27 protein-coding genes are annotated in these 26,504 nt (G+C 37.9%); 13 read left to right on the plus strand and 14 right to left on the minus strand.

From position 1 onward, the window contains the following. Positions 1 to 56: 56 nt before the first annotated feature. The 4 genes from AC012T_RS20245 to AC012T_RS20260 form a co-directional block, all read right to left on the minus strand. The gene (locus AC012T_RS20245) at positions 57 to 869 is read right to left on the minus strand and encodes a peptidase (RefSeq protein ID WP_487060519.1); all 813 of its coding nucleotides are present in this window, start codon (positions 867 to 869) and stop codon (positions 57 to 59) included. Between the two features lie 6 nt (positions 870 to 875). After that, entirely contained in the window at positions 876 to 1,109 is a 234-nt protein-coding gene (secG, locus tag AC012T_RS20250) for a preprotein translocase subunit SecG (protein WP_015216141.1), read from the minus strand. A 510-nt stretch (positions 1,110 to 1,619) separates the two neighbouring features. After that, positions 1,620 to 3,218: a 2,3-bisphosphoglycerate-independent phosphoglycerate mutase gene (gene gpmI / locus AC012T_RS20255; protein ID WP_487060520.1), complete on the minus strand. Its 1,599-nt coding sequence runs from the start codon at positions 3,216 to 3,218 to the stop codon at positions 1,620 to 1,622. A 245-nt stretch (positions 3,219 to 3,463) separates the two neighbouring features. Next, positions 3,464 to 5,818 (minus strand): hypothetical protein, encoded by a 2,355-nt coding sequence (locus AC012T_RS20260; protein ID WP_487060521.1) that lies wholly within the window; start codon positions 5,816 to 5,818, stop codon positions 3,464 to 3,466. Between the two features lie 272 nt (positions 5,819 to 6,090). On the opposite strand from AC012T_RS20260, the gene AC012T_RS20265 reads away from it, so the two are divergent. Next, entirely contained in the window at positions 6,091 to 6,486 is a 396-nt protein-coding gene (locus AC012T_RS20265; RefSeq protein ID WP_487060522.1) for a type II toxin-antitoxin system RelE/ParE family toxin, read from the plus strand. After that, a complete protein-coding gene (locus AC012T_RS20270) occupies positions 6,458 to 6,775 on the plus strand; it encodes a helix-turn-helix domain-containing protein (protein ID WP_487060523.1) in 318 nt (105 codons plus the stop codon). The genes AC012T_RS20265 and AC012T_RS20270 overlap by 29 nt, the downstream gene beginning before the upstream one ends. A 133-nt stretch (positions 6,776 to 6,908) precedes the next feature. On the opposite strand, the gene AC012T_RS20275 is transcribed toward AC012T_RS20270, so the two are convergent. After that, positions 6,909 to 7,646, minus strand: coding sequence for a Uma2 family endonuclease (locus AC012T_RS20275; RefSeq protein WP_487060524.1), 738 nt, complete (start codon positions 7,644 to 7,646; stop codon positions 6,909 to 6,911). Positions 7,647 to 7,760: 114 nt separating this feature from the next. Next, a complete protein-coding gene (locus AC012T_RS20280) occupies positions 7,761 to 8,756 on the minus strand; it encodes an aspartate carbamoyltransferase catalytic subunit (RefSeq protein ID WP_487060525.1) in 996 nt (331 codons plus the stop codon). Between the two features lie 541 nt (positions 8,757 to 9,297). Here AC012T_RS20280 and AC012T_RS20285 point away from each other — a divergent pair. From AC012T_RS20285 to thrB (AC012T_RS20305), 5 genes are all read left to right on the plus strand, one after another. Further along, on the plus strand, positions 9,298 to 10,965 hold the full coding sequence (locus AC012T_RS20285; protein ID WP_487060526.1) for an NAD(P)H-quinone oxidoreductase subunit 4: 1,668 nt from the start codon (positions 9,298 to 9,300) through the stop codon (positions 10,963 to 10,965). A gap of 411 nt (positions 10,966 to 11,376) precedes the next feature. Next, on the plus strand, positions 11,377 to 12,306 hold the full coding sequence (gene thrB / locus AC012T_RS20290; RefSeq protein ID WP_487060527.1) for a homoserine kinase: 930 nt from the start codon (positions 11,377 to 11,379) through the stop codon (positions 12,304 to 12,306). Positions 12,307 to 12,603: 297 nt separating this feature from the next. After that, entirely contained in the window at positions 12,604 to 13,053 is a 450-nt protein-coding gene (locus AC012T_RS20295; RefSeq protein ID WP_487060528.1) for a DUF29 domain-containing protein, read from the plus strand. A 297-nt stretch (positions 13,054 to 13,350) separates the two neighbouring features. Beyond that, on the plus strand, positions 13,351 to 13,536 hold the full coding sequence (locus AC012T_RS20300; protein ID WP_487060529.1) for a hypothetical protein: 186 nt from the start codon (positions 13,351 to 13,353) through the stop codon (positions 13,534 to 13,536). Positions 13,537 to 13,838: 302 nt separating this feature from the next. Further along, entirely contained in the window at positions 13,839 to 14,753 is a 915-nt protein-coding gene (gene thrB, locus AC012T_RS20305) for a homoserine kinase (protein WP_487060530.1), read from the plus strand. Positions 14,754 to 15,013: 260 nt separating this feature from the next. On the opposite strand, the gene AC012T_RS20310 is transcribed toward thrB (AC012T_RS20305), so the two are convergent. Beyond that, positions 15,014 to 16,786, minus strand: coding sequence for an AIPR family protein (locus AC012T_RS20310; protein WP_487060531.1), 1,773 nt, complete (start codon positions 16,784 to 16,786; stop codon positions 15,014 to 15,016). A gap of 75 nt (positions 16,787 to 16,861) precedes the next feature. Between AC012T_RS20310 and AC012T_RS20315 the strand changes: the two genes are divergently transcribed. From AC012T_RS20315 to AC012T_RS20325, 3 genes are all read left to right on the plus strand, one after another. Continuing rightward, a complete protein-coding gene (locus AC012T_RS20315) occupies positions 16,862 to 17,095 on the plus strand; it encodes a class I SAM-dependent methyltransferase (RefSeq protein ID WP_487060532.1) in 234 nt (77 codons plus the stop codon). Positions 17,096 to 17,211: 116 nt separating this feature from the next. Beyond that, positions 17,212 to 17,724 carry a hypothetical protein gene (locus tag AC012T_RS20320; protein WP_487060533.1) on the plus strand — a complete coding sequence of 171 codons (513 nt, stop codon included), beginning with the start codon at positions 17,212 to 17,214 and terminating at the stop codon, positions 17,722 to 17,724. Between the two features lie 260 nt (positions 17,725 to 17,984). Further along, the gene (locus AC012T_RS20325; RefSeq protein ID WP_487060534.1) at positions 17,985 to 19,589 is read left to right on the plus strand and encodes an NAD(P)H-quinone oxidoreductase subunit 4; all 1,605 of its coding nucleotides are present in this window, start codon (positions 17,985 to 17,987) and stop codon (positions 19,587 to 19,589) included. Between the two features lie 445 nt (positions 19,590 to 20,034). On the opposite strand, the gene AC012T_RS20330 is transcribed toward AC012T_RS20325, so the two are convergent. From AC012T_RS20330 to AC012T_RS20340, 3 genes are all read right to left on the minus strand, one after another. Continuing rightward, the gene (locus AC012T_RS20330; protein ID WP_487060535.1) at positions 20,035 to 20,403 is read right to left on the minus strand and encodes a 2TM domain-containing protein; all 369 of its coding nucleotides are present in this window, start codon (positions 20,401 to 20,403) and stop codon (positions 20,035 to 20,037) included. Between the two features lie 431 nt (positions 20,404 to 20,834). Continuing rightward, positions 20,835 to 21,998, minus strand: a complete 1,164-nt coding sequence (locus AC012T_RS20335; protein WP_487060536.1) for a DNA cytosine methyltransferase — start codon at positions 21,996 to 21,998, stop codon at positions 20,835 to 20,837. Positions 21,999 to 22,123: 125 nt separating this feature from the next. Continuing rightward, positions 22,124 to 22,258, minus strand: a complete 135-nt coding sequence (locus AC012T_RS20340; protein ID WP_487060537.1) for a hypothetical protein — start codon at positions 22,256 to 22,258, stop codon at positions 22,124 to 22,126. Between the two features lie 226 nt (positions 22,259 to 22,484). On the opposite strand from AC012T_RS20340, the gene AC012T_RS20345 reads away from it, so the two are divergent. Both AC012T_RS20345 and AC012T_RS20350 read left to right on the plus strand, forming a co-directional pair. After that, positions 22,485 to 22,889 (plus strand): hypothetical protein, encoded by a 405-nt coding sequence (locus tag AC012T_RS20345; protein ID WP_487060538.1) that lies wholly within the window; start codon positions 22,485 to 22,487, stop codon positions 22,887 to 22,889. Between the two features lie 117 nt (positions 22,890 to 23,006). Further along, positions 23,007 to 23,258: a hypothetical protein gene (locus AC012T_RS20350; protein ID WP_487060539.1), complete on the plus strand. Its 252-nt coding sequence runs from the start codon at positions 23,007 to 23,009 to the stop codon at positions 23,256 to 23,258. 47 nt (positions 23,259 to 23,305) lie between these two features. On the opposite strand, the gene AC012T_RS20355 is transcribed toward AC012T_RS20350, so the two are convergent. Next, positions 23,306 to 23,530 (minus strand): hypothetical protein, encoded by a 225-nt coding sequence (locus AC012T_RS20355; protein ID WP_487066676.1) that lies wholly within the window; start codon positions 23,528 to 23,530, stop codon positions 23,306 to 23,308. Further along, entirely contained in the window at positions 23,514 to 23,999 is a 486-nt protein-coding gene (locus AC012T_RS20360) for a PIN domain-containing protein (protein ID WP_487060540.1), read from the minus strand. The genes AC012T_RS20355 and AC012T_RS20360 overlap by 17 nt, the downstream gene beginning before the upstream one ends. A 46-nt stretch (positions 24,000 to 24,045) precedes the next feature. On the opposite strand from AC012T_RS20360, the gene AC012T_RS20365 reads away from it, so the two are divergent. After that, a complete protein-coding gene (locus AC012T_RS20365; protein ID WP_487060541.1) occupies positions 24,046 to 24,552 on the plus strand; it encodes a hypothetical protein in 507 nt (168 codons plus the stop codon). A 103-nt stretch (positions 24,553 to 24,655) separates the two neighbouring features. Here the strand turns inward: AC012T_RS20365 and AC012T_RS20370 are convergent, their stop codons facing one another. Both AC012T_RS20370 and AC012T_RS20375 read right to left on the minus strand, forming a co-directional pair. Then, positions 24,656 to 24,862: a hypothetical protein gene (locus tag AC012T_RS20370; RefSeq protein WP_487066678.1), complete on the minus strand. Its 207-nt coding sequence runs from the start codon at positions 24,860 to 24,862 to the stop codon at positions 24,656 to 24,658. A gap of 179 nt (positions 24,863 to 25,041) precedes the next feature. Then, positions 25,042 to 26,403, minus strand: coding sequence for a YcjF family protein (locus AC012T_RS20375; RefSeq protein ID WP_487066680.1), 1,362 nt, complete (start codon positions 26,401 to 26,403; stop codon positions 25,042 to 25,044). Positions 26,404 to 26,504 lie beyond the last annotated feature (101 nt).

Raw genomic sequence — 26,504 nt, forward strand, 5'->3', positions numbered from 1 at the left:
TACTCAGTAGCAAGTACCAAGTACTGAGTAAAAGATGAAATTAGACCAATTACCCATTACCAACCTAAATTAGTAGGCTGTTCATAAACACGCTTTAAGGTATTTACATCTCTAGCAGAAATAGTTGGTGGGTTGCGGACTTGGGAAAAATAAAGCACATCAGTTTGCAGAGGACTATGACCCCAAATTCCCAAAGCGTGTCCAAGTTCATGACGTGCGGATGCTTGTACATATTCCCCTGCTTGGCTAGGACTTAGCAAGATCCTAAAGCGGTGGGATAACACATTATTAGTTGTGTATAACTCAAAGGTAGTCAAAGCAGAACGCGCACGGGGAATTTTTTGGGGGGACAACTGAAGCGGTGGGGCTTTTCTGACAATTGTAATATCAGCTTCTGGCTGTTCTACTACCTGCAAAGGTAAATAAATACTCCACTCTTGTACAGCCTCTAAAACGCTATTAACCCATATTTGCGCCTGTTTTTCACTAATTCCTGTCGGTTTGTCTATCTTCACTTGCACAGGAAAACGTGACCAAATTAAATAACCAACTTTCGTGGGTGTAATTTGGTCAAAATAATCACTATTACTAGTTTTATCTTGCCAATTTTTGAGGGTCAGGGGTAACGGATGGGGTTTTTGTATTAATTCTTCCTTTGCGCCTAAAACCTCATTTTTGGAAACTTTCCAAATAAAATCTCTACTAAATTCAGGTTTTTGGGCAGATTTATTCATGACAGCGTTGGACAGGAAGTTAGTAAAAACAACTAACAGCCCCGTGCTTATTATTAAAGTCAGGACTGCTAATAACTTCCGCCAAAATATTTTATTTCGGGTTTTGTATATCAATATTTGGGTAATTTTGCCCATTTCTACCTATTTAGGCAACCAATTAGCACTTAAAACTACTGTTAAACCCATAAAAATTACTACTAGCGCCCAAGTAATTCGATTTAATGTATTTTCTGCACTCTTGGTACTGCTGAACAATTGCGCTTGTCCACCAATTGCGCCAATACCATCACCTTTAGGACTATGCAGTAAAACGAGAATGATTAGACCTAAAGCAGAAAAAGCCCAAATACCTTGCACGATGTTAGTAAGTGTCATAAGTCATTCAAAAACAAAAATAATCAGACCAAGATATAAATTATAACGGCTAAGGACTATTATCTCCTTCCTAGTGAAATATTCTTATCTTCTTCTTCTTCCTTCACTTCGCGTCCTTTCCTTTTCCTGTCGGAGACGCTGCGCGAACGCGGTTCATTTAGTCCGTATTCTTTATAAAGTAATCCTAAATGATTTATGAATTTCTCGTTCCCATACTCTGTATGGGAATGAATTCTAGAAGACTCTGCCTTCTATGAAAACAGAGGCAGAGCCTCTATGATAGCATTCCCAGTCGGAGACTGTGAACGAGATATCATCAGAATTTGATCTTAAGTTGACACCATTAAGCAATGCGCTTTACCCCTACACATCTGAGTTTTTCGTGATCTTGCAAAAGTCCATTTCCCAACCGTGTTTAGTGTAGACTGGCCAAAGGCATCGCTCAAAACTGCAAATTCAGAAAAGTTAACAGTTAACTTGATCATCGTTAACTGTTAAGCTTTCACTATTTTACAAACCTATTTGTGCAGGAGTGCGAATAGGTTTTAAGTCATATTCTGCGGGTTTTAGCAGTGATATACCTGTCATTTCTGGTGGCTGGGGTAGCTGTAAAATATCCAGAATAGTCGGGGCAATATCGGCTAACTTGCCATCATTTCGCAGTTCCACATTTGTGCCATATCCTGGTATTTTGACTTTTTCGCCTTCTACCAAGATTAAGGGAACTGGGTTAGTAGTGTGTGCTGTCCAAGGATTACCATCTTCATCTAGCATATATTCAGCGTTGCCGTGGTCAGCAGTAATAATTGCTGTACCGCCAACTTTGCCGATAGTATCGAGGAGACGACCTAAACAGCGATCTACAGTTTGAATGGCTGTAATTGTAGCATCTATTTGTCCTGTATGCCCTACCATGTCTGGGTTAGCATAATTCATAACCACTAGGGAGTAGATGCCCTTTTTAATGGCTGCGATCGCAACTTCTGTCACGGCTTGGGCTGACATTGCTGGTTCTGTGTCATAAGTTGCCACCATGGGACTGCTGACTAGTTCCCGGTCTTCACCATCACAAGGTTCTTCAAGTCCCCCATTAAAGAAATAGGTGACGTGAGCATATTTTTCGGTTTCGGCGGTGCGAAACTGTTTTAAACCATGATTGGCGATGACTTCCCCTAAAATATTATTCAGATTCTGTGGTGTGAAAGCCACTGATACTGGTAATTCAGGATCATACTGGGTAAAAGTCACAAAGGACAACGGTGTAATTTGCTGTCTTTCAAAACCTGCAAATTTGGGACTAACAAAGGCTTGAGTTAATTGTCTAGAGCGATCGGGGCGGAAATTGAAAAATATGACCCCATCACCTGGTTCTACTGCACCAGGCGTAATGCGGACTGGCTCAACAAACTCATCAGTTACACCTTTGGCGTAGGATTCTTTTAAGACCTCTACCGCCGTGAGTCCATTTCCCGCACCATCTTGTGTCATGACATCATAGGCGCGTTGGATTCGATCCCAACGATGATCGCGATCCATTGCATGATAACGACCGCTGATGGTGGCTATCTGACCGATGCCGACGCTATCTATGTAATCTTGCAGTTTTTGGATTGCTTTAATACCCTCAGATGGGGCAGTGTCACGCCCGTCAGTGATGGCGTGAATACAAACTTGTGGAAGTTGCTCTTTTTTGGCTAAGTCAAGTAGTCCAAATAGATGGGTAATATGCGAATGTACCCCTCCCTCAGAACAAAGGCCGATGAGATGCAACTTGCCATTGCGAGAGCGAACTTCCTGGCAAATTTTGACAAGTGCTGGATTGGCGGCTAAAGAACCGTCTTCAACAGCATCTGAAATGCGTACCAGTTCTTGGGGAACCACTCGTCCAGCGCCAATATTCAAATGACCAACTTCCGAGTTGCCCATTTGACCTTCTGGCAACCCTACAGCTTTTCCTGATGTGCGAATGAGGGTGTGGGGATAAGCTGCCCATAAACTGTCCATGATTGGAGTTTTGGCAGCGACAATTGCGTTTCCTCGCTTGTCCTCACAGTAGCCCCATCCGTCTAAAATGACTAGCACCACAGGAGCAACAGGTGCTTTGGTCATAGTAAAATTGCCCTTTACTTTTTGTAATAACCGAATGATACCATTGCTAACCAACTCTGGAGGTTAATTTAAGAAGGAAAAAATCTAAAATCTCAAATTATGTTAAGTATTTACAGTTCTAAATCATCACTGAGGGTCTTCTCAGAATCCTCAATGGACTGTGTTAATTTTTACAAAAGCCTTGCTGAAATCAAGCTCTTGCCTTCAGTGCCTGTTGTGCAACTTCTGAGATTTAATACTATTTTCTATTTTAGAGTATCCCGTGCGGCAGCACGAACAATCCTATTGGGGTCTTGCGTTAGTTGTTGGTGAATATTGGGGTCAGTATTCGGGTTTTGAGCGATCGCATATCTTTCTGGCCAAAACCAAGATTTATAGTATCTTGCCAAAAATGAACTAGGTATACGAGGATTCATGAGAACCAAAAACCGAGAAAATGATGGTCGCTCAGGAAATTTGAGACATCGATCTAAAACAGGAATCGCCGCTTCTGGTTCTTGAATCAGTAAACTTTTAATAGCAGCTAAATTAAGTGGATTAAAGTGAAATCCTCCATGTCCTCCGGGTTGAGTAGCTAACTGAATTAGTAAATCTTTTGGCGCACCAGGATTTTGAGCAACTGCTAGAGGTAATTTTCGATCTGGATGCTGAGTAAATCTATTTAGAATCTCGGCAGGAGTTTTCGGATGTTTAGCTACAGCTAATCTGACAATTAATTTATCGTCAGCTAGTTTTCTCAGAATTGAACCATCAACGTTAGGATGTTGAACAACTTTAGCTCTAACAGCAGTATGCTCACTATTTGCTAGTTCTAGTAAATCTAATGAAGATAAATTTGGATTTTCCAAAGTTGCTAATTGTTCTCTAAGTATCGAATCAAGTTTAGGATTTGCCAAAGCGGCTGCTCTAACTTCTGGATTGCGATCATCAATTAACTTATCTAAAGAGTTTTGACTAATATTTTGATGACTAGCTACCAAAACTCTCACTTTCTGGATTGGATGTTCCACTAATTTTGATAGGATTTCCGGTGAAGTTCTTGGGTCGGTCGCTAGAATTACGCCATAGTATTCTAAATTAGAAAATCTCATCAATATTAAATTATTCTCTTTATATCTACCTTGTTCAAAATCCATAAACATATTGTTTAGATGGTATCTTCTACTTCTTGACTTGCTTTTCTGTATCACATCAAGTAAACATAGATTAATTGTTGGGTTATTTATGGAGATACATCTTATATCAATCCACCAATTCCTATCTGCTATATTTGTAAATAGAGTATTTAAATCGGCAACTATGGGGTTAATTTGATTCGTGGCAAAATTATCGGATAATTTCTTACTATTTATGGGAAGCGTTCCCGGAAGTAAATCGAAAGCTATTGCTTCTCGCTGTTTTAAATAAGTAACACATTCAGCAATTAATTGAGAAACTCTGGGGTTGTTTTCCAGATTATCTAAAATCTGTCGAGGTGTGTCAGTAGAAGAAACTATTTTTAATAAAGTACTTGTATATTCGTGTACTGACTTTTGATTTAAATAAGGTAAAGTGCTTTCATCAATTGCTCCTGTATACCACAATCGTAGTTCAATTGCTTCTGTATTAATAATTAAACTGGGCAGATGGGTTCTATCAATTTTTTCTTCAGCTAGATCGCGCCATCCAGTTTCCAATTCTCCAGCATAATTAATATGTAGCTTTGCTGCTTCAGCAATAAAAGAAATGCTATTTTTCGCTAGTTTATCGAGTACCTCTTTAGGTGTTTTCGGATGATTTGCAATAATATTGAGAATGCCTGGGAATGTCTCAAGCTCGGATGCTGCTTTTAAAAAGATTGTTGATATATCTGGCAATTGCAGCAATTTAAATATCAGTCTACGGGGAATAAAAAGAATGAGATTTGGCTTCTTATTTAAAGCCACCTGATCCCAGAAATTTATATCATCATTGGGAAAATCAAGACGTAACTGAGCAAGTTCGGCAACAATATCCTCACCAGATGTTGATAACTCCAATAGTTTTTTTCTGGAAGTATTCTGATGACTAGCTATAACAATTAAAATTTCTCTCCATCTCCAAAAATCGTCAAAGAATGTATCCATATACCCTATATTCATCCGAAGATACTTAATGCCATATTGCTCTTCTAGAGAGAAGTGGTTAAAATAGTCATTATTCCGAATACGCTTAATATTAGTCTCGCAAATGCCAGCCGCAAATTCTAGAAAAGAGGTTGGTGCATTAGAAGTACAAACCAGCTTGAAGAGTAATTTTTTCTCAAACCTGTGAGCAAAATTGACATTTTCCAGAATTGATAAATCATAAGCCGGATTGCTAAAGAACTCTTCAGGAAACCGATATGCTAGTCCAATCAACCATTTTCTTGGTGTATTGGGATTACTTGCGATCGCTCTTTGCATTTCCACATCTTTGTTGATTTTGGCTTTTATGAAAAGTTCTCCCAATAAACTACTCTCCGACAGAGGATTAGCAGCCACTAATCTCGCTAGATCATCATTAATTGCAGCTAATTCTCGTAATCTTTGTGGTAAAGTCTGAAGATTACTTGCTTCTTCTTTAAGTAAATCTAATAGCATTAATTTAAAATATCCATTTTATTGAAGTAAGGTAAGCTGTTACAAATTAGTTAAGAATTAGTATAACTGCTTTTGTTGCTATCAGTAAAGATTGTGTAAAAGCAGCATATCCCTGTGGACAGACAGTTTTGATTATTGCCAAATCAATCTGTTTACCTAAGTTCCAGCGAATTTGTAGAAGTTTTGCAACTTCTCTTTTTTACCTAAATACACATTTTAAATAATTGCCTGTTATAGCACCAAGTGATATACTTTAGTTAAAAGAAACTAATATGGCAATCTACAAAACCCGATGGTTTAACCGTTGGGCAAAAGATCAGAAGTTAAATGATTCTAGTCTCTGTAATGCTGTTGCAGAAATGGTAGCAGGTCTTTACGACGCGGATCTAGGAGGTGGACTATTTAAAAAACGCATTGCCCGTTTTGGAAAAGGAAAGAGGGCTGGTTTCCGTACATTGGTTGCTACTAACAAGGAAGATAGCTGGTTTTTTGTGTTTGGGTTTCCAAAAAACGAGCGTAGCAATATTGATCAGGATGAAAAAGAAGCCTTGAAAAAACTGTCATCAGAACTGTTGTCTTTAACAACAGAGGCTATTGAAACAGCAAAATTGAAAGATGAATTAATAGAGGTAATCTGTAATGAGGAAGAAGAAGTCAGCAATTCTTGAGGCTGTTCACGAAACTGCTATAGGACTATACAAAGCTGGTGTAATGAGTCAAGTTACGTTACGCGAATTTGATAGCTTGTGTTTACCTCCAATTGAACCACTAGAACCTCAACAAATTAAGCAACTTCGTGAATCATTCAATGTAAGCCAATCTGTGTTTGCTGCTATTTTAAACATCAGTTTATCAACTGTTCAAAAATGGGAAATTGGGCAAAAACGACCTACAGGCGCGGCTCTTAAATTACTGCATTTAGTTCGTAAAAAAGGTTTGGATAGTTTAATTTATTAATCTAACCTAATTACCAAATAAGTAAGAAATTGTTTTGATTATCTATCTTAACTCCCATATCATAAGCAATGTAAGGGTTTCGCAATGCTCATTGGTGTCAAGTTAAACTTTTGCTTTACCCCTACATCTACCTCTAAGTTGTTCCTGTGGGTAAATTATTCGGATCTATCCCTTGCGATTTTAAATAAGCTATTAACCGTTCTTTCTCCTGACGTTCCTGTGCAATCTTTTCTACAGACCAAGGTAACAAATTACCTGCTTTATCCCACCATCTTAACCAATAACCAGTCCTGGCTTCTTTTTCTCCTCTCCAAGTTCCCAAAAATAGACCCATTGCATCAATCCAATGCAGACCATTTTCATTCGGTTGTTTTAATTCGTAGCGACCATTTTCTAGTTGATAAAATTCTAATAAACCACCATCTGGATCAAAAATTACATAAATAGGAACTTGCAAAATTTGCTCATAAAAAAACCATTTTCCTGGTGGATATGTTCGCTTAACAGAATATTCTCCACCTTCAGTATCTGATAAAAATTCTATAACTATAGTCGGAACATCCCCTTCTAAATTGGGTGTGTAGCTTTTGCGTTCAGGGACAATCTCTTTGACTGCGGGAATATATAGCCAATCAGGTGCTTTAGCGATAAATTGACCGTTTAATGTGGCACACAAACCAAAATTCGAGGCTATCAACATCTGCGGTTGAATAAAACCCGCAATTTCTAAGCTTTCTCGCAAAGCACCAGCCAATATTGGCTGTCCTGTATTTTCCACCGGTTCATCCTCTAACTGAAAATCATCGGGTAAGGCTTCCCAAGAGATGACCGGTTCAGTGGGAGATTTGATTTCACTGATTTGGGTTGCCATAAAGACTTCCTCATTGTTGATTTGTTTTCATTTTACCTGATCGACCTTTGCCGATTTACGAGGGTGAGATGGGGACTGGGTAATTTTCCCTCCCTATCTCCCATCCTGCTACTATTAGGCTCTCCCACTACCAATAAAATACAACAAGGCCATCCGCACAGCTACACCACTGGTAACTTGTGATTGAATTAAGCTAAATTCAGGATCATCCATTAAGTCAGAGCTAATTTCTACACCCCGATTAACTGGTCCTGGATGTAAAACTTTGACATTAGGTTTACACAGTTTGAGTTTGGCGCGGGTAATGCCAAATAGTTGATGATATTCTCGCAAACTTGGCAATAAATGAGCCGTCATCCGCTCTTTTTGTAACCGCAATGTCATGACATAATCGGCATTTTCTAAAGCTGGTTCTATTTGCCAATGGGTGAATAACTTTCCTGTGTTTGCTGCTTCACCTAAGTATTCGCTAAAGAATTTAGGTAATAATGTGGGAGGTGCAGCGAGATGAACTTCAGCGCCACTGGCGATTAAACTCCAAATATTGGAACGGGCTACGCGAGAATGAAGAATATCGCCAACCAAGGCAATTTTTTTACCTTGTAATAGTTCAATGCGGGGTCGGGCTGGATCAATTAATGTACAAATGGTAAATAAGTCTAGTAGTCCTTGGGAAGGATGCTCGTGTTGACCATCACCGGCGTTGAGGACACTGACTTTGACACCTAAACGATCCATTTCTTGTGCGATCGCTTGCGGTACTCCCGCTTCTCGATGGCGAATCACCATAATATCAGTTCCCATCGCCAAATAGGTCTTTGCTGTATCGAGAATTGTCTCTCCCTTTGTCATCGAAGAAGTTGCAGCAGCAAAGTTGAGGGTATCCGCACTTAAACGTTTAGCAGCAATTTCAAAACTGCTGCGTGTACGGGTAGAAGATTCAAAAAATAGATTGGCCACCACCTGTCCCTGTAAGGTAGGTACTTTTTTTGTTCTCCGTGATAGTACCTCTTGAAATGAGGCCGCAGTTTGCAAAACCGCGTTATATTCAAAAGTTGTGAAGTCAGCCAGGGAAAGAATGTGATGACGATTCCAGGTAGTACTAGGCATAAATAGCTATTAATTTCCGTTGTAGAGATTGATACTGAATGTTTCTCTACAGCTTGTGAATTTACATATGTAGACGTAAATAATCACATCTTTGTTCTATCATTTTTTTGTAATATCTAACCAAGGTATCCAGGACTTACGCAAAACAGAATGAAAGCAGCGGTAATTCATGAATTACCGCTACGTAATAATCAGGTTTTCAGCCACATCTTGAGTAAGTCCTATTATGATGTTTATATTCATAACTTAGGTGAATTTTCTGCTCTCACATTAATCTTGAGCCTATTTCTCTGGCTGATAGGTTATAGGTTAAAAATCACCTTGATCCCGACATACAGTTTTCATCTTAAATGGGGTTTAATAGTCCATTTTAGACCATCAATCCAATCAAGACCTGTTCTCATCTACTCAATCCTAAGCATAAGATTTTTGTTAGGTATATATTCTCTATATGTCAACCTGGGGTAAAAACTTATAAAGAAATTGTTAAAAAGTTTAGTACAATAACAATATTCACTGATAAGTATTTTTTCCTATAGACATGATAGCGGATCAATTTCCTTGGCTGACTGCAATTATCCTGCTGCCACTCCTTGCTTCCTTTTTGATTCCTGTATTGCCTGATAAAGATGGCAAGCTGGTACGTTGGTATGCACTGGGTGTAGGTGTGGCAGACTTTGCTTTGATGTGCTACGCATTTTGGAACCATTACGATGCTAGTAGTTCCAGCTTTCAACTTGTAGAAAATTATGCTTGGATGCCTCAGTTAGGACTAAACTGGGCAGTCTCAGTTGATGGTCTTTCTGTACCGCTGGTGCTTTTAGCCGGATTTGTCACCACGCTGGCGATTTTCTCAGCCTGGCAAGTTGACCGGAGACCACGCCTTTTTTACTTTCTGATGCTGGTGCTATATTCGGCACAGATAGGGGTTTTTGTTGCCCAAGACTTGCTGTTATTTTTCATCATGTGGGAAGTCGAACTTATTCCCGTATATTTACTAGTTTGTATTTGGGGTGGGCAACGGCGACGCTACGCAGCTACAAAATTTTTGATTTATACTGCCGCCGCTTCTATATTTATTTTAGTCGCAGCCTTAGCAATGGGGCTATATGGTGGGGGAAATGTCACCTTTGATATCGCCGAACTCGCACATAAAGAATATCCCCTAACCCTCCAACTACTACTGTATGCAGGACTGTTAATTGCATTTGGTGTCAAACTTGCTATTTTTCCCTTCCATACTTGGCTACCGGATGCCCACGGTGAAGCATCTTCTCCTGTGTCGATGATTTTGGCTGGTGTGTTGTTGAAAATGGGCGGATATGGACTGATTCGCCTCAATCTGGAACTTCTTTCTGATGCACATATTTACTTTGCACCAGTTTTAGCCATTCTTGGTGTTGTCAATATTATCTATGGTGCATTGAACTCTTTTGCCCAAACGAATATGAAACGGCGTTTGGCTAATTCCTCAATTTCCCACATGGGGTTTGTACTCCTGGGTATTGCCTCCTTTACTGATTTGGGTATCAACGGTGCGATGTTGCAAATGATATCCCACGGTTTGATTGCCTCGGTGCTATTCTTCTTAGCTGGAGTCACTTACGATCGCTCTCGGACAATGGTAATGGCAGATATGGGTGGTATTGGTCAAGCCATGCCGAAGGTATTTGCTCTGTTTACAATGGGTGCAATGGCATCCTTAGCACTTCCTGGAATGAGTGGGTTTGTCGGTGAACTTTCGGTTTTTGTCGGATTAACTAGTAGCGATGTTTATACTTCCACATTCTGCACCGTAACAGTGTTTCTCGCGGCTGTAGGAGTCATTCTGACACCTATTTATCTACTTTCCATGCTGCGACAGGTATTTTATGGTTCTGGTGCAGCACTAATCTGCGACATTAACAATGCAGGTTTGGAAAATCAGGAAGATGAAGGAACAGCTTGTTTTGGTACAGATTGTTTACTGCCAAATGAAACTGTATATACTGATGCCAGACCGCGTGAAGTGTTTATTGCTGCCTGTTTTCTGGTGTTAATTATTGGGATTGGTTTTTATCCCAAGATGGCTATGCAGATGTACGATGTGAAAACTGTCGCTATAAATGCTCATGTTCGCCAGTCTTATAGTATAGTTGCCCAAACCAATCCCCGCATCTATGCTAATGGATTGCTGGTGCAAAAATTTTCAGAAGCTGAGGAAATTTAAATAAAGGGTTAAGGCGATCGCTATCGGGTATTAATAACAGACAAGCAATATCTTCGATCAGCGATCGCTCCCTCAAATGTCAGTTTTAGCAACAACTTAACCCTTTCCATGAGATGCTAGTATCCGTATTTCTCACAAACAATGTAATCACAATTTGTATAACCCTTATAGAGAATCGGTTTCAGGCATTTTTTACGGGGTTGATTTTTGATGCAGTGTGAAACTCCAGAATCCAGATTTTATAAGGGTTTGAAAATTTTGGTGAGAAATCCGGGTAGTACAGCACGGCGTAAATAAACGAACTATTAAAAATGCCTGAAAAGCTTGTGAAATTAGCTTTTTTAATTTTAAATTTTTAATTCCGCCCTGCGGTACTAGGGTACTAGTTTATTGATTAATGAATATCGGCAAATGTCTACTGTTTCTTACATTACTGTTACAGTTCCCGCCACAACTGCAAATTTGGGGCCTGGTTTTGATTGCATTGGTGCAGCTTTAAAGCTGCATAACGAATTTTATTTTACTACTCTTGATACTAGTGGGTTGATTATTCAAGCCTATGGAACAGAAGCTGCAAAGGTGCAAACTGATGAGACTAATCTTTTATATCAAGCCTTTCTCAAGTTATACCAACATATAGAACAAACACCACCAGGGATAAGAATAGAGCTTAACCTGCGTGTACCTTTAGCGCGTGGTTTAGGGAGTTCGGCCACTGCTATTGTCGGGGGGTTAGTGGGAGCGAATTATTTGGCAGGTTCACCATTGTCTAAGTTAGAGGTGATGGAATTAGCGATCGCAATGGAAGGACATCCTGATAATGTAGTACCAGCGTTCTTGGGTGGATGTCGTCTAGCGGCCACCAGCAGTACAGGTTGGGAAATTTGTGATATTCCCTGGCATCAGGATATAGTTGCAGTAGTAGCAATTCCTGATTTTGAGTTATCAACTTCAGAAGCGCGAAAGGTTGTCCCTACAGAAATCAGCCGTGCTGATGCGATTTTCAATATTTCTCATTTGGGTTTGTTGCTGCGAGGTCTAGCAACTAGTCAAGAAGAATGGTTAAAAGCCGCTTTACAAGATAAGTTACATCAACCTTATCGTAAAGCTTTAATTCCTGGTTATGATGCGGTAGAAAAGGCTGCTATTAATGCTGGCGCGTATGGGATGGTAATTAGTGGTGCAGGACCCACACTTTTAGCTTTAGTAAATATCACCAGAGCAATAGCCGTAGAAACAGCAATGGCAAATGCCTGGACTGAAATGGGTATACACTCAATTGTGCGAGCGCTCCCCCTGGAAACCTACGGGGGCAATTATATTACAGTTTTAGGATTTTAGATTTTAGATTGGTAATTGGTTGTTCATGACCAATCACCAATCACCCATTACCAATTAATTACCCAGTTATTTTGTAATGGGTAATTAGAAATGCAGCAACACCAAATATCTATAGCAATCCTAAGTGAGTTGAGAAAGTATCGGTGATAACGTAGCGTCACTTAAGTCATGGGAAGAGAACAGAAGTGTTTCCCTACTTTAGATATTTTGTTGATTAACATTAAATTATCGAGTCTGATGCACGTTATAATATATATTGATTGTATGTGTAATTTGTAAATAACAAAAGGTGAAGTTATGACAGTTATTACTAATTTACAGCAACTCTATGAAACAGATGACCATTTATGGTTATTAGAAACTATTCAATTATTAAAACAAAGTCGTTTTGATGAGTTAGATTTAGAAAATTTAATTGAGGAATTGGAATCATTGGCGAAAAGAGATAAACACCAAGTTAAAAATTTACTAGAACAAATAATTAGACATTTTTTATTATTGCAGTTTTGGATGCAAGAATATGACAGAAATAAAAATCATTGGCGTTCGGAAATTAGAAGCTTTCGAGTACAGTTAAAAGATAGATTAACGCCTAACTTGTATAATTATTTGAATTCTATTCTTACAACTATTTATGAGGATGCTTTGGGCTATGTTCAAGAAAAAACAGGTTTTACTGTAAATTTTCCCCCAGAATGTCCTTATTCTTTGGAGGAAGTTCTCGATATTAATTATTTACCTAATTGAGAAAGTCAGTGCTTGCACTTGAGTGTTTTGCTTTGTTTATCTAATCTATATACTACTGGCTTTTATTATTTATTCAGTAAGTCCTATTTATCATCGAAAATACCTGAAATGTTTCTGGATATTATTCTCTACAAAAATTTTGTAAATTGGGTTGGTGAAAAGAAACCCAACAGTAAAGGTTTCTAGCACTAAAATAGAAATATAATTCAATAGTGAGGTATTTATGGGTAAAGAAGAAGAACTACTAGAAAACTGGCGAGAACTCACACCGGAAAAGCAAAAAAAGTCTTAGAATTTGTGGAACTCCTGAAATCTGAGTCAGAAATAACACCTCCCGAATCTGATTTTGTACCACAAACCCCCTTAGCCCAAAAATTATGGGAAATCCGACAACGAGCGATCGCTACTGGTTTACGACTGCTGAACGAGGACGAAATTGAACAGGAACTGGCTGCACGTCGAGGTGGATTCTGTGAGTCTTAGGAAGACATACTTAGACTCTGGTTTGCATATCTTCTAGCGACTAAGTAGTCGTGCAAAATAAATTTTATATTTGGGAGAGGTAACAGGTAACAGGTAACAGATAAGGAATACAGAGATTTTTGTTTGTTCCAAAAATGTTAAATTAATTTTGCCCAGGTACTTATCTTGATTGTCAAGTGCGATAGCGCAAGCGCTGACTTGTCAGTTCGCTAATTTTTATTCTCCGCCAATGTCAGTTTTAGCAACAACTGAACCCTTAACATGAGATGCTGGTTAATTGATTGGTGAGTATTTACAAATAAATGTCTTTGGTTTCTACTGTTACTGTTAAAGTCCCCGCCACAACTGCTAATTTGGGGCCTGGTTTTGACTGCATTGGTGCTGCTTTAAAGCTGTACAACGAAGTTAAGTTCACTTGCCTTGATGCTGGTGGGTTAATTATTCAAGTTTCTGGTGCTGAAGCCCAAAAAGTGCAAACTGATGAGAGTAATTTGCTCTATCAGGCGTTTGTCAAGTTATATCAATATATAGAGCAGACACCGCCACCAGTGAAAATAGAGATTAAGTTGGGTGTACCGTTGGCTAGGGGTTTGGGAAGTTCTGCGACTGCGATTGTTGGGGGTTTGGTGGCTGCTAATCAACTAGCGGGTTCACCTCTGTCTGAGTTGCAAGTGATGGAATTAGCGATCGCTATGGAAGGACATCCTGATAATGTAGTACCAGCATTATTAGGGGGATGTCGTCTAGCTGCAACCAGCCCAACAGGTTGGGAAATTTGTGATGTTACTTGGCATCGAGATATAGTTCCAGTAGTTGCAATTCCTGATTTTGAGTTATCAACTTCAGAAGCACGGCGAGTTTTACCCACAGAAGTCAGTCGTGCAGATGCAATTTTTAATATTGCTCATTTTGGTTTACTGTTGCGAGGTTTGGCAACTAATCGCCAAGAATGGTTACAAGCAGCTTTACAAGATAAGTTGCATCAGCCTTATCGACAAGCCTTAATCCCTGGGTACGATGCCGTGAGTACTGCTGCTGTTGCTGCTGGTGCTTATGGCATGGTGATTAGTGGTGCAGGCCCTACACTGTTAGCTTTAGCAGATGCTTCTGAAGCGAAAACAGTGGCAACAGCCATGTTAAATGCTTGGAAACAAGAGGGAATTACATCTATTGTGCGATCGCTCCCCCTCGATACTCAAGGGGCAACAATTTTGTAATTCATAATTAGAAAAGAATTTGGCGTTGCATAATTGTATAAAGAAACTAGCTAGGGAGGAGTGAAGCGATCGCACCTCCCCAAATTCTCAACAAGCGATACTTATGATTATTTTTTGGCAGATCGAATAAATTTTCCTCCATGAGTTGTGCAGGGGTAGCAGGCTGTTTGGCATTTGCCTTCTGTAAACTCTTTTTGAACTTCTTGAACGCAGCCGTTTAGCCAGAACGTTATCTCCGATCCCAAACTACACTAATACCATTAAGTCAAAAGTTGCAATTTTTCTATAATCGAGTCATCATCGACAATGCCAGCTTTCAGGTTGTATTCAAATCTGCACTTTGCTTTCCGAAAATAACCACTGTAGGAAAATGATTTTTCTTGCTGCTTATACAACTCTATCTGCTCTTGTATAATCTGGTCTACAACATTGAGAGCAAATTGATATGCTTCTTCTAATTTGTCTGAATTATTGATACTTGTCAAATCATTTTCTAAATACTTGTAAATACCATAGGACAGTAACTCAGTAGCATGACTAATATATTCTCTTGTTGCTTGTTGACCCTCTTTTTTAGTTTGAACATAACGGTAAATTCTATAAGAATAGATCAATTGTAAATATATAGGTGAATCTTTTTCACCATTAAATAATCTATGTAATGGATATTTATTATTATTTGTAGCATCAAAAATAGCTTCCATAACTTCATATACACTATTTTTAGCTGTTTCTGGCTGCTCATAAAAAGTTGCATACCAAAATCGCAAAAGCGTATCGCTTTCAATCGTAGACTTTAGCTGCCTACTGAGATTATTGGAGAAAACTTCACCACGTTTTGTAATATAAGCGATTCCCTGATTAGCAAATACTTCTTTTACATATAAATTGAAGTCTTTATTACTTACTTTATCTTTGTAAGATATGGGAGTTTGAGTATTAGTAGCATCCGTGATTTTCTCAACTATCTCAATATCACTTGTTTCGTACAAACGTACATTTACAAAAACATTTTGAAGTCTATTAATTCCTTCACGTTTACTTTCCTTGAGAACTTCGTAGATAACACGAGTCGTTTGTAAACCGTTTACAATTATAGGATTATAGGTAGGTAAAATGTATTTTCCACTTTGTAAAGTAGATGGAATTTCCATTTTTTCACAAATGATTGTTACCCCATTGTTAAGCAAAGGAAAATATATCGCTGAATCTGGATCAATTAATGTTTCTTTCATTCTTTGATTCGGTCTAACTTTAAATCCTAAAAAAGAACGAATATTTTCAGAAAATAGAAACTCATAAGTATTATTAGTAGATAATTCTTGCTCAACTAAACGACAAAGTTCATCAGCTTCAATGCGAAAGTTAGCGGCTCTGACGTTACCAACAGAGTATGTATATAAGCCTTGTCCTTGTCTATCAGAAGTTATGATGTTTGATATTTGAGGATTAAAAATAAACTTGATATCTTTGCGTTTAGCTTGTGCTTTAATTAGCTGACTAATTTTTTCATAAATTTCTTCTGCATCCCAAATTTCAAAGTCATCTGGTCTATGGTAAGCTAGATAGTTAGCATGATTTGAAGCATATTTAGGATCATTGTTAGAGCCATTATACACAAAATAATATTTGATTTCGATTAAAAAACCATCTCTAGATAGTTGCTGATATTCATTTATTTTAGGTTGAAGTAATTCCGAATTTGGCTTACTTATTCCATAGACAAAAGAATCGTCTACATCGTGACGAAATTTATCAAGTTCGTTATTTTTTAAACTAGGACTATTCTTACACTGGAATACCATTAGTGTATAGTAGCCGCCTTGCTCTACAAACACAGCCCCATCTAAGCCACCATCTTGACCTTTAAGATCGGGCTTTTGCCTTATTTGAATGTCATCATATACTTCTTGAAATGGTCTCTCTGTAATCGCAGCCATTGAGAAAATTTCAAATGCTGTATCTTTAGTTACATTAAATTGCCCAGAGATTCTATCTAAGTATCCGTCTATAAATAGTTGCTTGTTATCCATTTTAATTTTCAATATTGGAAGTGACTTTTCAATCCTAATTCAATGTGAGAGTAAATTGCCGAATCTCTTCTGCAATTGGCGCGAAATAAATCACAGCAGCAAAAGCTCAACAATATCGAGTTTCGATATAGAGATTTTGAAAATTTAGGTTTACCCAATGAGAGTTTTGATGCAATTGTTTGTGTCTTCGGGATTTTCTTTGTTCCCGATATGGTTGCAGCTATTCGAGAGCTTTGGCGGATGGTTCGTCCTGGTGGTAAACTAGCCATCACCTCGCTTTGCTATCGCACAGAAGAAATAACACAATAAAAAATATTTTTTTAGATAAGTTCCGTAGTCGGTTGTATTATATTGCTCTGAACCAGAAACCATCAAGAGCATTTTCATAAATCCCAGTCACCTATCCCCAATCATTCACTATATATATGGAGCAAATACAAATGGATATAAAAGAACTTAATTCGCAAATTCAGGCACTCCAGCAAGAACGCGATGCACTGACTAATAATGATGTAGAGTCTGGGGAAAATAACTCACCCTTAGCAATAGTAGAGGCTTACCGTCGTCAAGCTAGAGAAAATGCTCAATTGTCGGCTGAACTCAAAGGCATTGATGATGCGATCGCATTTCTAGAGAGGCAGCTACAACAGCAGCAAGGCTATCTAAGCAAGCGTTCAGCCCTATCCATCCGCATCTCTCAACAGCAGCAACAGCTAGAAGAAGCCAAAAAAGTCGCTCAAGTTCATGCCCAAAACGTTAATCAACTCGCACAGGAACTAGCCACAGAAATCAAACTCCTCAAAGCTTGCGCTGATGAACTTAGTCCCATGTATTGGCAGGTTTACTACAAACCCTTCATCACCGGATTTAAAACCATCTCCGTTCCCTATGTCCGTTCCGATGGAGAAGTATGGACAATTGTCAACCGTGTTGTGTAAAGACTCGATATCAATTTTGTAGAAATGTAAATTCCATATAAAAAATCGGAATTATAACGTAAGACGGCAATCAATGTTGCCGTTTTTTTGTTGACGTTACAAAACTTTGCTTTTAGAATGGACACGAGCCTATTTTAGTAAGTATTTATTACTAATTATGCCCAAAATAGCAAATATTAGGGGCCAACTCGTTTACAAAAGTAACGATTCCTTAATATAATGTAAACAAAAGCGAAACCAAAAATATATTGTCAGAAGTGATGAATGCGATAGAACTTCCTTGGTTGTCAGCCATAATTTTTCTGCCATTAGTGGCCACCCTAGCCATCCCCTTCATTCCCGATAAAGACGGCAAAACCGTCCGCTGGTATGGGCTAGGAATAGCATTTGCAGACTTTGCATTAATGATTTTTGCCCTCTGGCAGAGCTACGACTTCCAAAGTTCAGCCCTGCAACTAACAGAAAACTATACTTGGATACCCCAGATTGGTTTTAACTGGGCTGTCGGAGTTGATGGTTTGTCAATGCCCCTAATACTTTTAACAGGCTTAATCAACACTCTCGCAGTATTCGCGGCTTGGAAAGTAGACAACAAGCCGCGATTATTTTATGCCTTGATGTTGGTAATGTACAGCGCCCAACTAGGCGTATTCCTCGCCCAAGACTTGCTAATGTTCTTCTTAATGTGGGAAATCGAGTTAGTACCCGTTTACTTACTAATTTCCATCTGGGGAGGAAAAAACCGCCGCTACGCAGCCACCAAATTCATTATTTATACAGCCGCAGCATCTATATTTATTCTGGTAGCTGGTTTTGCAATGGCATTCTATGGTGATAACTTCACCTTCAACATGACAGCATTGGGAATGAAAGAATATCCCCAGCTCTCAGAACTCTCACTATATGCAGGTTTCTTAATAGCCTACGGTGTAAAACTACCAATTTTCCCTTTCCATACATGGTTGCCAGATGCTCACGGTGAAGCATCTGCTCCTGGTTCCATGATCTTGGCAGGTGTATTGTTGAAGATGGGTGGTTATGCACTTATCCGCTTCAACGTTGAAATGTTAACAGATGCCCACGCTGTTTTTGCTCCAGTATTAGCAGTATTAGGAGTAGTTAACATAGTTTACGGTGCTTGTTGCGCCTTTGCTCAAACCAACCTCAAACGCCGCTTGGCTTACTCTTCAATTGCCCACATGGGGTTTGTGTTAATTGGGATTGCTTCCTACACAGAAATCGGCATCAGCGGTGCTGTGTTACAGATGGTTTCCCACGGTTTGATTGCAGCTAGTTTGTTCTTCCTATCTGGTGTGACTTACGAACGTACCCACACCTTAATGATGGATAAAATGGGTGGCATGGCTAAAGTAATGCCCCGAACCTTCGCACTATTTACTATCGGTTCAATGGCTTCTCTAGCTTTACCCGGCATGAGTGGCTTCGTCGGTGAGTTAATGATATTCTTGGGTATTGGCACCAGTGATGTTTACAGTTCTAGCTTCAAAATTGTCATCATCTTCTTATCAGCAGTTGGCGTAATTCTCACCCCCATTTATTTACTCTCCATGTTGCGTCAAGTGTTCTACGGAGAGCAAAGCCAAGAATTACATTTAGATGCTGTTGTATCTGATGTTAAACCTCGTGAATTATTCATCACCGCTTGTTTATTGCTTCCTATCATCAGCATTGGTTTCTATCCTAAGTTAGCTACACAAGCTTATGATGTGAAAACAGTCGAAGTTGCTGCTCATGCTCGTCAAGCATTACCAGTTATTGCTCATCAACAACCAACAAACTTGTACTCGCAAATCTTCACAACACCAACATTAGCGAGTTCTGAAATTGTTAATATAGCCGAGTAATTATAAAGCCCAAAAAGGGTTCTGTAAGTAAATCTTAAATAAGAGGGGAATTAGGGGTGGTTTTAGAACTACCCCTAATTAATTAGGACTTACGCAAGTGTCACAATAAAAATCTGTTGTAGGGTGCGTCAGACTGCATAAATCTTGCAAATAAACAGATTGTTGATATCTGACGCACCTTACCAATGTACAAGTTGCGGAAGTCCTGTTAATATTTAGTCAGGGTGAATTAGACACACAAGATAAGATGATATTGATATTGACAGATTTAGAAATCACCTAATTAGCTTGCTTTGTAAATTTGTAGGGTGCGTCAGACTCGATAAAATTCATCAACAATCAACAGAAATTTGACATCTGACGCACCTGACTACTGAACCTGTCATTTTCAGATTTACAGAATACTATCAAAGCTTGATAAGCGGTTTTTTTAATATCCTATTTATCAAGACTCAATTACATAAGTCTTCATAGCATGAATAAACAAACCTAAACCCCAACCTAAAAGAGGGAAAATTGCCCAAAAATATGAAGGACTTATCAACAAATTTAACAGAATTAAAAATCCATTTACCCCAACAAAAGTAATCAGATGTGATTTAAATTCCTTACGTTCTTGGGCTTTTGATTTATGTTGTTTTTTCACTTCTATTTCCCTTGTTAACCATTCTTGTTCCGCAGCTTTTAATGACTCTGATGAAAGTCCCAATTCTGATGCAATTTCTATAATCTGTTCCCGTGTAAATTCTCCCTGTTGCTGACGGGCAAAAGCTACTTCCAAAATCTGTTGCATTTCTTCTGAGTTATAAGCCATATAAATACCTAAGAATGTGAAAAATAGCCTGTAAAATTAACTTATTTTAGGTAAATATTCTTTATTAAGAATCTCTCACTAAAAAAATTAGGTGATGTAGCTAAAGCTTCAAAACCATTAAAAAAATATTTACCTGTTTTTATGAACTGCTTAGAAATATATTTTATATCTGAAAAAATAATCTATAAAGTAATTGATAGTACAAATATGGATTTATTAGGTTTGTTTTTATAAAAAATAGGATTACTATTTGATTTTTGAACAGGATTAAGTATTGTAGGGTGCGTTAGGATGAAATCCGTAACGCACCGTTATCAAGGGTTTGGTGCGTTACGCTGTCGCTCTAAGCGTAGCCATGCCCGCAAGGGCTTTACACACCCTACGTATATTTTTAATAATCAAATCAGATTCCTATATCTTTTCAAAGTATTTTATTTGACTTGTTCTTCATCAAACTGTTCTCTAGTTGTCAAGAAATCAAGAATAGTTTGAGCTAACGCTTTTGCTGCTAAATATGGCACACCATTACCCACAGTTTTAAACATATTGGTAAGTGACATATTTTCTGGAAGTGAGAAATTAGCGGGTAAAGATTGTATAGCTAAAGCTTCCGCTACAGAAATACGTCTAATTTTGTAAGGATGCAAATGTACTTCGTTATTACCATAACAAGCTGTAGGAGAATAACGCCATCTGTGCAAACGTTTAAATGACTTTTTAGAATCATCTCCCTCATCAATAGTAGCAAATTTAGTAATACCTGCTCTGGGTTGAAAATAATGTTTTGCATTGAGATGGTTTAAGACATCATTTTTTTTAAACCAATATTCAACAGTTAGTTTTTCAGGAATATTTTCAGGACAAACAATTATAGAATCTTCTTTAAATGGTTGGCTTTTATTCCAAGGATAAGCAAACACTTCTGATTGAGTATGTTTAATATATTTTTCCCAAGGAAAAGTAAAATCATCTTTAAGTTCTATATCTTTGAGGAAATTATTTCTAAAGCCAATTAAAATAATTCTATCTCTATCTTGAGGTACACCATATTCAATAGAATTAATTAACCGTTCTGTTAATATATAACCTGCTTGTTGTAATTTAATTTTTAATGATTCATAAAATAAACGATGTTTTGTTGTTCTCCACAAACCTTTGACATTTTCAAATAAAAAGAAATCAGGTAAGTTTTGACAAATCAATTCAATATAACATTCTGATAGTTTACCATTATCACCTAAATGTCCTTTATTTTTTCCACCAATAGAAAAATCAGGACATGGAGGACCACCAATAAAGCCAATTATATGATGTGATTTACGGGAATGTTTGACTAATTCATTTAATCGTTGTGCTGGTGTTCCTGCTGTTAATTTGCTTACGTCTGCGGCTTCTCCTTGATGATATCCATATTCAGGAGATGGGAGTTTGAGTATTTCCCGTGAATAGCGATATGCGGATATGAAGGGGGGGAATATTTCATTGACGTAAGCGATTTTATAGCCGGTGGTTTCAAAGCCTAAATCGAGGAATCCTGAACCGGAGAAGAAGGAAAAGATTGTGGGTTGATAGTTTTTAATAAAAGTATCATTCATGGAGTTAACCCTGGGTAAGTTACTTAGTTAACACACCCTAAGCTCTACTTGTTTTTCGATAGTTGCCTGTATAAAATAGGGGAAATGACCCCTTAGAGTCAAATCCCCAAAGCTAGAACAGATATCTACTTCTTCTTCTTGGGTGAACGCTGTGAAAGCGCCGAACCAGCAACGGACTTGCTGGCTTTGCTAGTCCTACCGTCACGAAGTATTTTAGAGGCTGTTTTAGCTACTTTAGCACTGGTTCTTCTTTGAACCATAGTTTTACCTCTCGTTAGTGACACCTACATCTCAACCAAGACCTAATGCTTCAAGCAGAATATGTCGATGTAGGAGGAGGATTTACCCTCTAGGAGTACATTAACACTACAGAGACTTTCATAAGTAGGCATTGAGTTTAAATAGTTGAAGCCAGTTTAGGCAGTCAGCTTGACAGTAAATTTGTGTATTGTTATAATTTCATCACTTTTACTTATAAAATTACGTATGAGTATTTATAGTTCTAATAGTATTCGCTGGACTAACGGATGGTATGCAAATCCTGAAATTCTGGAAGTAAAGAAAAGCAATCTAAATAAAATTGCCGCTTGGTGGAAAAATCAAGGCAACCAAAATTTTAGCCTTTATCATGTTTTAGAGTACAGACAAGTTTTTAACAGAGATACTTTCCAAGTAATTTGGGAGCCTGTAAAATCTCAAGAACTAGGAAATACTTTAATTTCCAAACCAAATCTAGAAATCAATAATGATATAGCATTAATTTCTTATATTAATCATGATAATAATCCTCATGAAATCGAGACGTATGCTATTGATTTAGATATTGAAAGAGACAACCTTTTTATATGGTTTGGAAATCCACAACAAGTAATTATTTTCATTAAAAGTTAAATTATTAACTTTCCTGTAAAGCGATAGCAAAACTCAACAAAAACAACCTATTTCATTGTTGGGTTTTCTCAACCAAACCTACATTTTTTTTTCAAGCTGCGTTACTAAAATAGAAATATGTATGAAGAATTTATAGATTTTGATGGTATCTTCAATCTTGCAATTAAAGAAACTGAAGAACTCATTAAGTTGGGTTTTGATATTAGTGATCCTTGTATTGTCACACCACTGGGATGGTATGCTAATAAATATCCAGAAATTGTGGAACGTTGTAATGAAGCTTTGCTAGAATTGAGTGATAAGCAAGCTGAATCTACTCCTGCATTTGTTGGTGCTGGATACTCTGATAATCATTTACATAGTTTTTAATTAATCTGTGATTTCAAGTGTATTAGTTACATAATACAAGAGTTGAACTATTCAATAATTTCATCATATTGATTTAAATCATCTTCCTGTAATTGTTTGATATCCCCAAACACATCTGCTAAAGTTTTTTCATCTAGCCATTGATGACGTTCTTTTGTATAGTCTCCTTTACCAGGAATGAAATATTGAATAAATCGAATAGTATCGGCAACTCCCAGAGAATTTATTAATGCATCGTAGCCTTGTTTAATAATTTCATGTTGGGTTTTCATCATTGCTTTCCTCTACTTGTATTACTTCTGCAAGCCATTGCACAGGGTTGTTAATTTTTACGTTAATTAATTGAGAATATTTTTGAGATTTTTTAAGAAGTCTATCATCTGTTGTCAGAAATATATCTGCCTGACTTCTTTCAGCACTAGCAATGTGAGTAGCATCATAGCTGGAGAATCCTAATTTTTGAAGTTCGGTGGCTCTGTCTTCAATGAAGACGCTGTTAATAACTTTAATTTTAGCAATCAAGAGTAATTTTTTGACGTTCTGGAGTCTTTCTAAATCAGGTGTTTGATTTAATTCTGATATTAAAGCACTGCTGTTGATTAATTTCCAATTTTCTGATTGACATTGACTCAGAATTGTCATAATAGCCTGTGCTTCTACATAAATACGAGATTGCATTTGATCATCAAATGGACGATTCAGACAACAAGCATCAAGATATATTCTATATTGTGTAATCATGGTATTTAATCATCTGAATCATAACTATAAGGTGTTCAAAAAATAAATGTTTAATTTACAACGAATATTCACCGGATTTGTATTAACACTGTTCCAAATAATATACCGGATAAGTAATTTATTTGTCGAGATTAAATATTGTTTCCGCAAACGTGCCGCATTGACAAAATATCAAGAAATTCTCGATTGGGTTAAAACTCAAAACCTTCCCTTAGATACCAGCGAAGCCTTGAAATTACCTGATCATTTACTTGGTATTACTCATGATGACTTAGTTCAAGTCCTCCATACATCAGAGGATACCTACTTTGTAGCAATCATGATTAATTATAGCTCAGGTATAACAGGTACAACACACAGAGTTAAGGGTATATTTGCTTGTGATGAACCTTTAGAACCCAGATATTTGACTAAAATTCCTAATGTTTGTCACCGTATCAATATTTTAGGAGAATATCAAAAACCATATAAAGTAGCCTGGGCGTTTACAAATATTGAAGTTGATAAGCAATATAATGATTGTCTATTTGCAGTTCATCGTCAATTAAACTAATTATTTTATAACTTGATTAATGGGGTATTTGCGCGAATTTATCCAAAAAGATATTATTACTTGATAGGTATCTCTGAAGACAACCTATCGAGTATTGTCTTCATTAATTGCCTTTTTCAGCAAGTGCTTCTAAATGAAAAGCAACATTATTAAGTGCAAACTGAATTTCTGTACTGTGAGGAATACTTCTCCATCTTGGTGTGGTTGCATGATCGAGCGCGGTTGTATCTAAGTATCGCGCAAAAACTATCAATTTTTCTGAATCTGTTACCGCTGTAGCTAAATTTTCCAAAAATTCTTGAGGTGTCATAGGTTCGCAAATAGTGTAAACATCTGAGAAAATCAGAGATGTTATGAGAATAACTGCTACACCATCATCAATCTGTTCAAAATTGCCGTAAATTTGTCCAATTTCAAAAATAAAACCCGCTTTTGATTTGGGAATAACTCCAGTGAAAGCGGGTTGCAAATTTCTGATTTGGTGCGAAATTATCCGACAACTTCAACTGGCTTTGCTTCTGGTAACAACCGCTTCACACTTTGCTTAACAAAAGCTTCCAAAACAGCTATTTTTTGATTCTGCTGGAATACGGTTTGTAAAACTTGGCGCAATTTTTCCAGGTTCAAAGCATTTCCTGTTTCTAAAGCTATTTCTTGCTGTTCAAAATATTCAACTAAGCTTAAACCAGCAACTCTAGTCAAATAAGCTGCACTCACTCCTTCCACCATTCCCCCAGCAACGAAGGTGACAGCATTAGTTTTGAGAATACCAGTAACAGCCCTTGTAGAAAGTTCCACTAAACCTAATTTCAACATTAAGCTTCCCATAGTTCCAGCTACTTGTTGCGCTTGTTCTAGGGAAATTTTTTGCTGATAAATATTACCCAAATCCATCACCATTTGGGCATTAATCGCCGCAGTTGCTAGTATATCTAAGGCAGGAATTGGGTTAGCAAAGGCAGCAGCAGCGGCAATCCACTGATTTTGTTCTATGATGGGTGTAGAGCGATCGCACCTCACCCTATTTAAACAACTTTTCGCCTCAGCTTTCAATAACAGCACTTTCCGCAGAGTCGTTGTACAAACTAGCTGCTGTCCTTGCTGCGCTAATATTTCGGTTAACTGCTGTGTTAACTGTTGAATATCAGGTACTGGTTGTTCCATCCATTCTTGCACAGTACCATCAGCTTCATGTTTCCGCACTTTCACAGGCACAGGATTTACTGCTGTTGCGACTATATTTCCTTCCATGCGCTGTTTCAAGGACTGCAACACTGTTGCACGTTCATCTGGCATATACTGGTCTTGTTTGTTAAAAACCAGCAATGTTGGCTGTTTTATTGCTTTGAGTTGTTGCAAAACTTGAAATTCTGAGTCTGTCAAATCACCGTTTGTCAGGAATAAAACAAAATCAGATTTTTGCACTTGTGACAAAATAGCTACATTTGAGTTTTCACCCAGTTCTGTAAACAAAGGTGCTGTTTCTGAAAAATGTAGAGATTTTGTATCTAAAGTCTTGAGAATTTGAATAATTGTACTTTTACCTACTGACTTTCCACCAGTAACAGCAACTTGAATTTCTCGTCTATCTAACTCTAAGGGTAATTTAGCAAGTTGTTCGCGTAGGCTTTCTAAAGCGGGATGATTGACTGCTTCTTGTGCAAGTTGGTTGATGACAGCTTCTGTTTGTGCGATCGCTTTTTCCACAGATGCCCTATCTACAACCATATCATTTAGCTGTTCACCGGGGCGATTTTTCTGCAATAACCACAAACCCCCACCTACAGCTAAAGCACTCAACAGGCCGAATTCTCCCACCTGGACTATGGAATCATGCCAAGTGTCTAACATCCACAGGGAGAAGGACAATCCCAGTCCTCCCACCAATATTGGTTTATGTAACTTCACAATTCTGATTCTCCGCGCATGGATAGCTTTATCTTCAGAATAGA

It is taken from the genome of Anabaena sp. EIM26, from assembly GCF_057568715.1.